Consider the following 11,643-nt stretch of genomic DNA (forward strand, 5'->3'; position numbering starts at 1 on the left):
GGGCTACAGCAGGTTGAGGGCGTTGGCGTACCGCGTGTCCATCTCGGTACGGAGCCCTTCGACCGTTCCCGCGGGTATGTGGCGCTTCCGCGCCCACGTGTCGAACACCGTGAAGAGCTGGACCCTGCCGTCCATCAGCCGTTCGACGGCCCTCTTTCCGCTGCCTGCCGAGGCGTCGGGCCGGCGCTGTGCGAGCGTGGCGTCCGAGGGCCGGGTGCGTACCCGGTGGTCGGCAGGGTGGTAGAGGCCCCGGGTGTGCTTGAGCACAGCGCGGTCGAAGGCCGCCAGTGAGGGCGCGAGCGCGAACCCGTCCTTGACGGCGGCCGTGCGGGCGCCCATGAGCTCGGCGACGAAGGTGGCGCTGCGTTCGAGCTCCGTCTCGGTGGACATCACGCCCTCCTTCGGCTTTTCCCCGGGCTCCTGCGCGTTGTCGGTCAGCCGCTCCAGGTACCAGGCGAAGCGGGCGCGTTCGGCGTCGTACAGCGTGGCGAACGCGCGCGGTGAGGCGGCCACCCGGCGCAGCACCTTCTCCGTCTTGCGGGGCTCGGGGAAGACGGCATGGATGTCGTGCCCGGAGGGGAAGGGCGTGGCCCAGTTGCCGCTGCCGTCCCCGTACTCGGCTTCCTCGTCGGTCGCCGTGGGGTGCTCCCAGTCCGACGGCGCCCCGCCCAGCACCGACCTGCTGGTGTCCTGGATGTACGAGGCGAACATCTGGGCCAGATAAGGGCTCAGGCCCAGCGGGAAGTCCGGCTGGTACTGGTCGCGGCCCCTGCCGAGCACATCCACGACGGCGTACGCGACGAGAGCCTGGCGCTCGGTGTGCGGACGGGCGGGCTCGGCCTGGTCCTCGGCGGTGCGGCCGGTCGTCGCGGCGACCAGTACGCGGCCCGCGAGCCGGGTGCCCTCGGGGCCCTCGCACAGCGGGGCGCCGGTGACGCCCAGCAGCCGCCTGACAGGTTCGGTGCCGGCGTGGGTGACAACCTTCCCCGGATCGAGGGCTTTTGCGGCGCGTTCCGGGTCGCGCGCCAGTGCGCGCGCGGTGGCGGGCGCCTGCCGGCACTCGGTCGAGTCGTCACCGTCCGGCACCAGCAGGGGGACGAGAACGGCGAGCAGTGCGAGAGCGAGGACCCCGCTCAGCACCACCAGAAGCTGGGTGCGCCGCGCGGCGCCACGTATCCGGCCGAGGAAAGACACCGGCTGAGAGTACCCGCTCGCCCTGTCACTTGCTCCGGGCGCGGGGTCCCGGCTCGCCGTCCACTGGATATCCGCGTTGTTGCGTATCCGCTCTCGAATGTAGTACTTCTTATACATGAGCGAGCACGTACACAACAGGCTGGCGGTCGTCCGGGCAGAGCGGAAGGTCTCCCGACAGGCGCTGGCCGAAGCGGTGGGCGCGCACTACCAGACGATCGGCTACATCGAGCGCGGGCAGTACAACCCGAGTCTCGATCTGGCGCTGCGCATCGCGGCCTACTTCCGGCTGCCCGTGGAGGCCCTGTTCTCCCTGGAGCCGTTCCGCCCGCTCACCGACGAGGTGTACGGCACGGGAGGCGCCGGCACCGCACGCACCACGGGGAGGACCACCACATGACCACCAGCACCAGCACCAGCGCCGGCCCCGGCCCCGAGCCCCTCGCGCCCGCCACCCGCTACGACAGGTGGCTGTTCAAGACGATGAACGACGCGCGCACCAAGCGGTACCACGCGACCCGCGCGGCGCGGCGCCGCATCGTGCTGGCGCACATGGCCACCACCGCCGTAGGGCTGGCGGCCATGGTGGGCGCCTTTGTACGGGCCTCCCCCTGGCTGCTGGCGGCGCTGCCGGTGGCGCTCCTGGCCTGGGTCCCGCTCACCGGCTTCCTCAACTCCATGACCCGGGGGCTGCTGGAACTGCGGGTCCGGGTGCTGGATGAGCGGCAGGTGGCCGAGCGCGGCGAGGTGCACGCGCGGGCCCACCGCGCCGTTTCCTGGGTACTGACCGCTGCGCTGCTCGGTTTCTACGTCGCCTGGCTCGCGGGCGCCTCCGTGGCGGACCTGGCCGTTCCGCTCGCCGCCGCCGGGCTGCTCGTCTGGGCGCTGCACCGTCTGCTGCCGCTGTGGATCGCGGCCCTGCGGGTGCGGGACGAGCCGGAGGACGACGAGGTGGAGGCGCTGCCCGCAACCTGATCCGACCTCAGATGGCTGGAATGCACCTCCGTCAGGCGGAAGTGACTGTTCGTATCGCGTAAGCGGTGCGCTGTTCGAGGGGACTCCGGAAGCTGTGTGCGCGTGGCTTCCGGAGTCCTTCTTGTGCCGGTGCTAACCAGAAATCATGCGATCCGATAGTCATATTGTTTCGCGCAGGACTCTGCTGTGCGTCGGTCTCGGTGTCGGTACGGCGACGGTCACGGGCGTCGGCGTGGGTTTCCTCACCCACCAGGGCACCGCCGGCGGCGCGGACCCCGGACTCCCGCACGGGGCCGGTGACGCTCCGGCACCTGCGGCGGGAGGAGCGGCACCCGGGGCGCCCAAGGCAAAAAGGGCGCCCGAGTTGCGCCGAGCGACCCCCGACAGCTACCGGCTGCGCCCTCTCGCGGGCGAGACGTCCATGGGCGAGCCGGCCGCACACCCACCGGTGCGCACCCACGCCGAGAGCCGGCTGTCCTCGCTGCACGGCCGCCACGTCGTGGCCCTGACCTTCGACGACGGACCACATCCCGAACACACGCCCAGACTCCTCGAAGTGCTGCGCCGCCACGGGGTGCAGGCCACGTTCTTCGTCGTCGGCCAGAACGCCGCCGCCTTCCCCGAGCTGCTGCACGCCATCGCCGCCGACGGCCATGTGGTGGGGAACCACTCCTACACCCACCGGCAACTGCCCCGGCTGCCCTCCACCGAAATCCGCAGCGAACTGAGCCGCACCAGCGAACTGATCGACCGCGTCGTCGGAACCCCGCCCCGCTGGTGCCGCGCCCCCTACGGCGACTGGCACCCGCCCTCCCTGAAGATCTGCTCGGAGCTGGGCATGGAGCCCATGAACTGGTCCGTGGACACCCAGGACTGGGCCCGCCCCGGCACGGCCCGCATCGTGCGTGCCGTCCTTGAGAACACCACACCCGGCGCCATCATCCTCCAGCACGACGGCGGCGGCCTCCGCGACCAGACCGTCGCCGCGGTCGACCGCTACCTCCCGCTGCTACAGGAACGCGGCTTCACCTGCGTACGACCCTCCGTATGAAGGGGGTCAGTCGCCCAGCCAGGCTCTGCGCCCCAGCTGGTCCGTCCGATCGCCTGCCGCTGCCCCGCCGCCGTCAGCCGCCGTGTCCTTCTCGACTCGTCGCACACCCGGACAACCGTTGTGCGCCTGCTGGGGCGGAGAGGCTTAAGGGACAGGGGGAGTTGGGGGGGACGAGTGCCGGTCAGGTGGCTGCCGACGGAGTGGTGGCGGCGAGTGCGTTCCGGGCGGCGCGGAAGGCGTGGAGGCCGGTGCCGGGTGGGGTTGCTGGTGCTGCCGCCGCTTGCGCGGCTGCCGAGGTGGTGCGGCATGCGGGGCACCGTTCCTCGTCGCCGACGGGAGTGAACAACAAGGGCTGGACGTGCGGACCCGCGCACTCCCGCATACGTGAGACGCGCGGCGATGACGGGGCGGCTTTGTTCGGTTGCGTGGCGATGGGCTCGGGCAGCGCGTGCTCCAGCCGCCAGCGGAGAGCCCCGAGCGGGGAGCGGGCCTGCTCCAGCCCTGCTGTGAGCGCCGTGCGGATTTCCTCGGTGCCGATTCCGCACTCCAGCCAGCGCGCCGCGAGGGGCGCCCAGCGGCGTGCCTTGCGGGCGGGCATCGCGAGGTAGGGCGCGGAGTGGGAGAGGGAGAGCAGCAGCGCCTCGGCGCGGGCGTGAGCGCGTGCATCGGTTTCGGCGTCGAGTTGGGGTGCGGCTTCGGCCTTGGTGGGAGGGTGGGAGGTGTTCCCTACGGGTGTTTTACGGGGTTGAGGGGCGACGGGCCGACGGGTCGGTGCACCGGCGGCCGGTACGGCGGCTGCCGGTTGGGCGGCGGGCTGGACAGCGGCGCGGGCTTCGTCGGGTGACAGGGGGATGTTGGCGACGAGCTGGACGGTCTGCCACCGCCCGTGCTCGTTCTGGCGGCGCCACTCGAACAGGTAGCGCTCGGCGCGCAGTTGCCGCTTGGCGTGCTGGAAGGCGACCTTGCCGATCCCGGCGCGCTCTGCTGTCTTCCACAGCGGTTCGTCCGTGCCCTCGGGGAGGGAGAGCTGCCAGGCCAGAAGCCGTACGGCGTTCGCGGACAGGCGGGGGTGGCGGATGATGTCGTTCGGCAACTGGGAGAAGAAGCGCGTGGGCGCGCTAACATGCCTGTGCATCCCAGGGTCCCTCCAAGACCTTGGTGGTGAAGGCCCTCGATCGGTGCTGACGACACCGTCGGGGGCCGCCTCATATGCGGCACATGAGGCGAACTGACACGCGGCAGAGTACACCGACTGTCGATAGTTGGCGACGGACGGTTACGGGGCGTAAGACCCTGCGCAGGGCTGCTAGTTGGGGCGGTTGGGTGTTGAGTAGCCACGCATCCAGCACCGCCAGGGCCGGGTGACCAGTTCCCGGTAGGTGTGGTGGGACGGGTTGCGTCCGGAGTGGCGCAGCGCCCAGGCGTGTCCCTCGGTGTAGTCGAGGCTGGCGGCGGACTGCTCCTCGCAGACGGCGCACTGCATCGCGTACGTGATCGGCTCGGCGTCGGGCTCCTGGTCGGGCACGAACACCCAGTTCTCGAACCGGATGACGGAACGGGGTCGACGGGCGCCGCTCACGGGAGCCTGCTCTGCCAGTTGAGATCGGTCACCCGTGCGCGCAGCTCCTCACTGACCCGCGCGGGACGGATCGCGTTGGGCGGCACGTCCCACTCGCAACCAGGTTGTCGTCGACCTTCTTGATGTTCGCGCCGTAGGTCTTCACGAAATCGGGCTGCTGCCGCAGGCGGTCGCGTGCGTCGTTGCAGACGCAGCCGAAGGTGCCTGTGTAGTTCTGGTAGTGCAGGAGTCGCCACAGCTCGAAGCAGGGGTGCGAGTAGGCGATCCCGATCTTCTCCCGCTTGGCATACGCCACGGCTTTCTTGATGTCTTTGTGCTGGTCGCGATCGAAGAGGCACCACACCTGGGGCCAGCGGATGTCGTCTTCGGTGAGCTTGGCCTTCCGTGCTTCTCGCCGCACGCGGTGGGCGAGTGCAACCGCGTCCTCGACCAACGGAAGCGGCTTGCGCTCCTTCGGCGTGCGGAACTCGCACTTCACGGGGAGGTCCGGGTGCTTGCGGACACCATGCTCCAGGACGATCTGTGCGTATTCGTCCTCCGTCACCTCGCCCTCGGCGAAGACGTAGACCTCCCGGTGCCGCTTGGCGCCCTGCTGCTTCCGCTTCCGATGTGCGTTGTCCCCGCCCCGCTGCCTGGCCATCAGGAGTTTCCGGCCTCCATCGCGTCTCGCTCCCTCGCGTCCTGGATGTCCTCCGTCAGCCGCAGGCTGCGCCCGATCTTCCCCGCCGGCAGCCGGGGCACCCCGCCGAACGCCCCGGCAAGGTAGGAGTCGCTGAGGTCTTCCTCCTCGCCCGGGTCGATGTCCGCCAGCGGATACAACTCGGTGCTGCCGTCCCGGTCCTTCTCCGTCAGCCAGATCTGCCCCGGGTCCAGCAGCCGACCGCCTCGGGGAAGGCTCAGCAGGGAAGCGTCGTGCGAGGTGAAGAGAAGCTGTGCCCCGTTGGTGTTGACAGAGGGGGTCTGGAAGAGGCGGACGACCTCGGCCGCGAACTTCGAATGCAGGCTCGAGTCCAACTCGTCGACGAGCAGCACCGCGCCCCGGTCCAGAGCCAGCAGTATCGGCCCGAGCAGCGCGAACCAGGAGCGGGTGCCGAAGGACTCACGATCCCAGTCGATGGCGACCGGTTCGCCGCTGCTGCTGGTGTGGAGGAGGCTGATTTTCGGCTGCTCGCCCGGTTTCCGTTCGACCCGCGCCTCGCTGATGCCCAGGTCGGCGACGCGGAGCAGTTCCTCGATGCGCTCGCGGTCCTCGTCATTCAGCAACCGCTCGGCGGTGTAGGTTTCGCGATGTTTCTTTTCGGTCTCCGGGGTGACGTCCCACAGGTTCTGCTGGAACCAGCGGTGGATCGGCGTGAGCTGAGGGTGGTTGTCATTGGCGGCGCGGGTGAGGAGGAGGGCGTTGGGGCGGGTGGTTTCGGCCAGTCGGGACCGGTCGCGTAGTCGTCCGCCCGGGAAGTCGTACACCTGGTCGCGCGAGGCATCACGGTCGTACCAGACCTGGCGTCGGCCCTTGGGGTAGGCGTGCAGCCACTCCGACTCCACACGGCGGTCGCCGAGTTCGAAGCCGTATGTCCAGCGGACCCGGGTTTCGGGCAGGACGAAGTCCACCTCGAAAAAGGTGCTGTCAGCGCCGGATTTGGGATCGAGGGCGAACGGCTCGCGCGGGATGCGCTCGTGGGCCGTCCAGCCCGCGTACGAGGTGAGGACGGCCTTTTTCATCTCGCGCAGAGCGACGATGACGTTGGACTTGCCGGAGGCGTTGGCACCGAAGAGGCCGAGCACGGGGAAGACGGCCAGATGCTTGCCGTCGGACAGTGAGAGCTCGCGGGTCATTCCGCTGGGCTCGTCGGGCGGTGGGACGAAGGACAGCTCCTGCTCGTCACGCAGCGACCGGAAATTGGCCACGCGGAACTTCAGCAGCATGGGCCCTCCTCTCCGCGCACAGACTAACGGCGCGATCAAGGTCCCGCGAGGCGAACGCCGTCATCCGGGGCCCCTGGCTCGGCCGGACGCTCCGCAAAGTTACCGAAGGGCTCACACCAGTCGGCGCGCCGTCGCCCAGCGGGTCAGTTCGTGGCGGTTGGACAGTTGGAGCTTGCGCAGCACCGCCGAGACGTGGGACTCCACCGTCTTGACGGAGATGAACAGCTGCTTGGCCACTTCCTTGTAGGCGTAGCCGCGCGCGATCAGGCGCAGGACCTCGCGTTCGCGCTGGGTGAGGCGGTCCATGTCCTCGTCGACCGGCGGGGCGTCCGTGGAGGCGAAGGCGTCCAGGACGAAGCCGGCCAGCCGCGGGGAGAAGACCGCGTCGCCGTCCGAGACCCGGAAGATGGCGCCGACCAGGTCGTCGCCGGTGATGGTCTTGGTGACATAGCCCCGCGCGCCGCCCCGGATGACGCCGATGACGTCCTCGGCGGCGTCCGAGACGGACAGTGCCAGGAACCGCACCGGCTGCTCGGCGTCGCCCATCAGCGGGGCGCTGCGGCGCAGCACCTCCACGCCGCCGCCGCCCGGGAGGTGGACGTCCAGCAGTACGACATCGGGGCGGGTCGCCTCGATGACCGTCATGGCTTGGTCGACGTCGCCGGCCTCGCCGACCACGTCCACGCCCGTCTCGTCCGTACGGCCGATCTCCGCCTGTACGCCCGCGCGGAACATACGGTGGTCGTCCACCAGGACCACCCGGACCCGGCGGCGGCCATCGGTGGCGTCACCGCCCTGGGGGGTGACGCCGCTCTGCGGGCCGCTGCCGCCGTCGCCCTGCTGCTCGTTCCCCGTCGCCTCGTTGGTCACGACTCCGCCGCCCTCTCCATCTCCAGCTCGACCTCTGTGCCCTCGCCCGGTGCGGTGCGCAGCCGCGCCGTGCCGCCGTTGCGCCGCATCCGGCCGATGATGGACTCCCGTACGCCCATCCTGTCCTCCGGCACGGCGTCCGGGTCGAAGCCCGGACCGCGGTCCCGTACGGAGATGAAGACGGTACGCCCCTCCACCTCGGCGAAGACCTGCACGGCACCGCCCTCGCCACCGTACTTGGCGGCGTTGACCATCGCCTCGCGCGCGGCCTGAAGCTGGGCGCCCAGCGCCTCGTCGAGCGGACAGTCGCCCACGCAGACCACCTCGACGGGCACCCCGTGGTGGTCCTCGACCTCGGCGGCAGCGGCCCTGACGCCCTCGGCGAGGGTCTTGGGCTCGTCCTCCTCCTCGGCCGCCTTCCCCGCGGCGTCGGCGGGCTTGTACAGCCAGGCGCGCAGCTCCCGCTCCTGGGCACGGGCCAGCCGGGCCACCTCGCGGGGCTTCTCGGCGTTGCGCTGGATCAGGGTGAGGGTGTGCAGCACCGAGTCGTGGACGTGCGCGGCCACTTCGGCCCGCTCCTGCGCGCGAATGCGCATCAGCCGTTCCTCGGACAGGTCCTGCATCATCCGTACGAGATAGGGGCCCGCCATCAGCGCGATGCCGACCAGCACCGCGAGCGCGGCCTGGAGCACCGAGCCCAGATGGCTGACCGAGCCCTGTACGACGACGATGCCCGTCACGCCGACCGCGACCAGCGCGACCCCCGCCGCGCTGCGGGCTATCGGCAGCAGCCGGGTACGGCGGCTGACCTCCGCCCAGTGGGCGCGGCGCGAGTTGTCCGCCTGCCGCCACACCAGCGCTACACCGACGCCGATCAGGACGACGGGCCACAGATAGGTGTTGGCGGCGCCGAACTGGAGGTTGTCCGCCGTGATGAAGATGGCGACGACCAGCGCGAGGACGGCGATGATCTGGCCCTTGTCGGGCTTGCGGAGGAACCGGCGGCGCAGTCCGTCCCGGTCCGTGACCACCTCCGTCAGCCCGGCAGCGCCGGTCCGGTGCCCGGCACCCACCCCGCCCGTACCGAGCGGCACCACGAACCAGAACGCCGCGTACAGCAGCACCCCCAGGCCGTTGGCCAGGCTGAGCGCGATGAGGACGATCCGCACCCAGGAGACGGGCAGCCCCAGGTGCCCCGCGAGCCCGCGCGCCACGCCGCCGAGCATCCGGCCCTCCGCGCTGCGGTACAGCTTGCGCAGAGGCGGTTCTTCCAGGGGCTCCGAGGAGCCGGGACGGGGTCCGGTTCCGTGCGGGGCCGACTCGGGGGCGGGCGAGGCGGGCGCTGTCATGCTCCGATCGTCACACGGCTCAGGCCGCCGGACATCAGGGTTCGGCCCTGAGCCACCCCCGAAGCGGCCTCCGGGCCGCGCGCCGGATCTCAGGGATCGCTCGGGGTAGGCCCCCGATGCCTCGCCGTGCCAGGGGCGCGACCATAGGGGCCATGAGCGAGGAGGAGCAGCACGCGGCGGAGCCCGGCCACGGCCATGGCCGCGATCCCGGTCCCGGTCCCGGCCGCGGTCCCGGCGGCCCGGGCGCGGAAGGCGGCAGCGGTCAGGCTTCCTCCTGGGGCGCGCACAACGCGGTGCCCGGACCCCAGCGGGGCCGGCTGCGGCGGAGCCGCAAGCACAAGGTCGCAGGCGGTGTGTGCGGCGGCCTGGGGCGGTACTTCGACCTCGATCCCGTGCTCTTCCGGGTGCCGCTGGTGGTGCTGTCCGTCGTCGGGGGACTGGGGCTCATCTTCTACGGGTTCGCCTGGCTGCTCATCCCCGCCGAGGGGGAGACACAGAACGAGGGGCGGCTGCTGCTGTCTGGCCGGGTGGAGGGCAGCGCTCTTTCGGCGATCCTGATCGCGCTCGTCGGCTGCGGCCTCTTCCTCGCCTCGCTCGGCAGCCGCAGCGTGCCCTTCTCGGTGGTGCTGATCGGCGCGGTGGCGGGCGCGGCCTACTGGTCGCAGCACCGGCGCCAGGTCGAGGCCGCCGGTGCCGAGGGCGCGCAGATCGACCCGGCGACGGCGCACGCGGTCGCGGACGCGCCCCCCGAGGCGCAGGCGCCGCCCGTTCCGGTACCCGCCTCCTGGTGGCGTGAGCCGCTCACCAAGGACGCCGGGGCCACCAAGGGCAGCGGCGGCCCCGCCTGGGGGCGGCCAGGAGCCGCGACCGGCTACCTGTGGGGCCCCGAGGACGCCCTCCCGTACGCGGCGCCGCCCAGCGCCCACGAGCGCCCCGGAGGGTACGGCCCGCCCAGGGTCCCCGTTCCCGCCGGAGCGCCGGGCGGAGGTCCGCCGGCCCGCGGCGGCGCCGGAGGTTCGCTGGGCGGTCTCACCTTCCTGCTGGCGCTGCTGGCCGGCGGCGTCACCACGGCCGTCTCCTGGAACATCAACCCGCTGGCCACCACCCTCACTCTCGCCCTGGCGGGCATGCTCGCCGTCTTCGGCCTCGGGCTCGCGCTCAGCGCGTTCGTCGGCCGTACGGGGCCGGGCACCATCGTCTGCATCGTTCTGACGGCCGGGCTGCTGGCGGGCGCCGCAGCGCTGCCGAAGGACATCACGACGCACTTCCGCGACACCCGCTGGGTGCCCGCCTCGGTCGGCGAGGTCAAGCCGCGCTACGCGCTCGGCTCCGGCTCCGGAGAACTCGACCTGCGCGGGACGGGACTGAAGGCGGGCCAGACGCTGCGTACCGAGACCCGGGTGGGCGCGGGCGAGATGAAGGTGGTCGTACCCGAGGGCGCGCTGGTCAAGGTGAGCGCCGACGTCGACATGGGGGACATGCGGTTCCCCAAGGCACTGGACGGCGACGGGGAGGTTGTCTTCGACCAGGCCAGCGGACTGGGGACGAAGCGGAAGCTGACCCTGCGGCCGTTCAGCGGCAAGAAGGCGAAGGGCACCGTCGTGGTGAAGCTCAGCGTGGGTGCCGGCCGCACCGAGATCGTACGGGAGCTGCCCTCGGGCGAGCGGTCCGACAATCAGTCGCTGCCGGGCGACGGACCGACGCCGACGCCGAGCCCGACCCCGACCCGGCCTCCGAGTCCGAGTACGGCACCGAGTACGGCACCGTCCACGGAGGAGGGAGGGACCCGATGAGGCACCGTTTCGAACCCTCCAGGCTGCTGCTCGGACTCGCCATGACCGCGGTCGCGGTGGTCTACCTGCTGGACGCTGCGGGCGAGGCGGAGGTTCCGTTCTGGGTGCTGCTGGTGGTGGTACCGGTCTCGCTGGTGCTGGCCGGACTGACGGCACTGGCGACGTTCCTGGTCCGGCGCTCGGTCGCCCGGCGGCGCGAGTTGCGGGGGTGAGGGCGCCGTAACGGTGCCCCCACAGCCGGCCGGTGACGTGCGCACTGTCAGCCGAAGATCTGCTGGCCTCTGCGGCGTTTGCGTACCGCCAGCAGCGCGTCCAGCGAGAACATCGGCGCTCCTGCCATCACCAGAGGAAGCCACGCCATCAGATACGGCAGGTCGTTGCCGTAGTAGTACGGATCGCTGGACCAGCTCACCGTCAGCCACAGACAGAAGGAGAGCAGCGCGCCACCGGCCGCCGCCAGCCGGGCCCACAGTCCGCACAGCGTGCCGAGCCCCACGGCGATCTCGCCGACCGCGATGGCCGCGCCGAACCCCTGCGGGCTCTGCTGCGCCAGTTCGACCATCCATGTGGCCCCTGCCCCGTCATGCACGGCGGCCAGCGTCCCGGCGAAGGAACCCGGCCCTTTCGCGGTGAGGAAGCCCGGGTCGGTGAGCTTGTCGATGCCCGCGTAGAGGAAGGTGATCCCGAGGAAGAGCCGCAGCGGGAGCAGCGCGTAGCGGGACGCCGTACCGCGTATCCCGACGGGTGCCCCGGCGACCGGCCCGGGATAGGCGCTGACGGCTTTGGGTCCGTCGTCGGCACGACCACCCGCCGGCCCTGTCACAGACATCCGTCGCTCCCGCCTTCCGCAAATGCGTTCGGTGTGCGGAGGCGATTCTTCCCCCAGGTCCCACCCGGCTGGCAAGTGCCCAT

General features: G+C 71.2%; 13 protein-coding genes. 5 read left to right on the forward strand and 8 right to left on the reverse strand.

Translation table 11 applies throughout. From position 1 onward, the window contains the following. Nucleotides 1-3: 3 nt before the first annotated feature. Complete coding sequence (locus JW592_RS14850) at nt 4-1,194, reverse strand: hypothetical protein (protein ID WP_209265538.1); 1,191 nt, start codon at nt 1,192-1,194, stop codon at nt 4-6. Nucleotides 1,195-1,309: 115 nt separating this feature from the next. Between JW592_RS14850 and JW592_RS14855 the strand changes: the two genes are divergently transcribed. The 3 genes from JW592_RS14855 to JW592_RS14865 all read left to right on the forward strand — a co-directional run bounded on the left by JW592_RS14855 (nt 1,310) and on the right by JW592_RS14865 (nt 3,217). After that, nucleotides 1,310-1,591 (forward strand): helix-turn-helix transcriptional regulator, encoded by a 282-nt coding sequence (locus JW592_RS14855; RefSeq protein ID WP_209265539.1) that lies wholly within the window; start codon nt 1,310-1,312, stop codon nt 1,589-1,591. After that, nucleotides 1,588-2,166 (forward strand): hypothetical protein, encoded by a 579-nt coding sequence (locus JW592_RS14860; RefSeq protein WP_209265540.1) that lies wholly within the window; start codon nt 1,588-1,590, stop codon nt 2,164-2,166. Before JW592_RS14855 ends, JW592_RS14860 begins: the two co-directional genes overlap by 4 nt. 145 nt (nt 2,167-2,311) lie before the next feature. Then, a complete protein-coding gene (locus JW592_RS14865) occupies nt 2,312-3,217 on the forward strand; it encodes a polysaccharide deacetylase family protein (RefSeq protein WP_209265541.1) in 906 nt (301 codons plus the stop codon). A gap of 181 nt (nt 3,218-3,398) precedes the next feature. On the opposite strand, the gene JW592_RS14870 is transcribed toward JW592_RS14865, so the two are convergent. From JW592_RS14870 to JW592_RS14895, 6 genes are all read right to left on the reverse strand, one after another. After that, a complete protein-coding gene (locus JW592_RS14870) occupies nt 3,399-4,352 on the reverse strand; it encodes a hypothetical protein (protein ID WP_209265542.1) in 954 nt (317 codons plus the stop codon). A gap of 171 nt (nt 4,353-4,523) precedes the next feature. Continuing rightward, nucleotides 4,524-4,796, reverse strand: coding sequence for a DUF7848 domain-containing protein (locus JW592_RS14875; RefSeq protein ID WP_209265543.1), 273 nt, complete (start codon nt 4,794-4,796; stop codon nt 4,524-4,526). A 28-nt stretch (nt 4,797-4,824) separates the two neighbouring features. Then, a complete protein-coding gene (locus JW592_RS14880; protein ID WP_209265544.1) occupies nt 4,825-5,436 on the reverse strand; it encodes an RloB family protein in 612 nt (203 codons plus the stop codon). After that, the gene (locus JW592_RS14885) at nt 5,436-6,719 is read right to left on the reverse strand and encodes an AAA family ATPase (protein ID WP_209265545.1); all 1,284 of its coding nucleotides are present in this window, start codon (nt 6,717-6,719) and stop codon (nt 5,436-5,438) included. The genes JW592_RS14880 and JW592_RS14885 overlap by 1 nt, the downstream gene beginning before the upstream one ends. Before the next feature lie 111 nt (nt 6,720-6,830). Beyond that, nucleotides 6,831-7,478 carry a LuxR C-terminal-related transcriptional regulator gene (locus JW592_RS14890; RefSeq protein WP_209265644.1) on the reverse strand — a complete coding sequence of 216 codons (648 nt, stop codon included), beginning with the start codon at nt 7,476-7,478 and terminating at the stop codon, nt 6,831-6,833. A gap of 107 nt (nt 7,479-7,585) precedes the next feature. Beyond that, complete coding sequence (locus tag JW592_RS14895; RefSeq protein WP_209265546.1) at nt 7,586-8,938, reverse strand: ATP-binding protein; 1,353 nt, start codon at nt 8,936-8,938, stop codon at nt 7,586-7,588. Between the two features lie 152 nt (nt 8,939-9,090). On the opposite strand from JW592_RS14895, the gene JW592_RS14900 reads away from it, so the two are divergent. Both JW592_RS14900 and JW592_RS14905 read left to right on the forward strand, forming a co-directional pair. After that, on the forward strand, nt 9,091-10,731 hold the full coding sequence (locus JW592_RS14900; protein ID WP_229376050.1) for a PspC domain-containing protein: 1,641 nt from the start codon (nt 9,091-9,093) through the stop codon (nt 10,729-10,731). Continuing rightward, nucleotides 10,728-10,943 (forward strand): hypothetical protein, encoded by a 216-nt coding sequence (locus JW592_RS14905; protein WP_209265548.1) that lies wholly within the window; start codon nt 10,728-10,730, stop codon nt 10,941-10,943. The genes JW592_RS14900 and JW592_RS14905 overlap by 4 nt, the downstream gene beginning before the upstream one ends. Nucleotides 10,944-10,990: 47 nt before the next feature. On the opposite strand, the gene JW592_RS14910 is transcribed toward JW592_RS14905, so the two are convergent. Beyond that, nucleotides 10,991-11,560, reverse strand: coding sequence for a DoxX family membrane protein (locus JW592_RS14910; protein WP_209265549.1), 570 nt, complete (start codon nt 11,558-11,560; stop codon nt 10,991-10,993). Between the last annotated feature and the right edge of the window lie 83 nt (nt 11,561-11,643).

It is taken from the genome of Streptomyces spirodelae (assembly GCF_017676385.1).
GTDB lineage: Bacteria > Actinomycetota > Actinomycetes > Streptomycetales > Streptomycetaceae > Streptomyces > Streptomyces spirodelae.

Bases quoted from the DNA above. Each gene is read 5' to 3' on its own strand.
- JW592_RS14855 (WP_209265539.1), top strand. From the start codon at position 1,310: ATGAGCGAGCACGTACACAACAGGCTGGCGGTCGTCCGGGCAGAGCGG.
- JW592_RS14860 (WP_209265540.1), top strand. From the start codon at position 1,588: ATGACCACCAGCACCAGCACCAGCGCCGGCCCCGGCCCCGAGCCCCTC.
- JW592_RS14865 (WP_209265541.1), top strand. From the start codon at position 2,312: ATGCGATCCGATAGTCATATTGTTTCGCGCAGGACTCTGCTGTGCGTC.
- JW592_RS14870 (WP_209265542.1), bottom strand. From the start codon at position 4,352: ATGCACAGGCATGTTAGCGCGCCCACGCGCTTCTTCTCCCAGTTGCCG.
- JW592_RS14880 (WP_209265544.1), bottom strand. From the start codon at position 5,436: ATGGCCAGGCAGCGGGGCGGGGACAACGCACATCGGAAGCGGAAGCAG.
- JW592_RS14885 (WP_209265545.1), bottom strand. From the start codon at position 6,719: ATGCTGCTGAAGTTCCGCGTGGCCAATTTCCGGTCGCTGCGTGACGAG.
- JW592_RS14895 (WP_209265546.1), bottom strand. From the start codon at position 8,938: ATGACAGCGCCCGCCTCGCCCGCCCCCGAGTCGGCCCCGCACGGAACC.
- JW592_RS14900 (WP_229376050.1), top strand. From the start codon at position 9,091: ATGAGCGAGGAGGAGCAGCACGCGGCGGAGCCCGGCCACGGCCATGGC.
- JW592_RS14905 (WP_209265548.1), top strand. From the start codon at position 10,728: ATGAGGCACCGTTTCGAACCCTCCAGGCTGCTGCTCGGACTCGCCATG.
- JW592_RS14910 (WP_209265549.1), bottom strand. From the start codon at position 11,560: ATGTCTGTGACAGGGCCGGCGGGTGGTCGTGCCGACGACGGACCCAAA.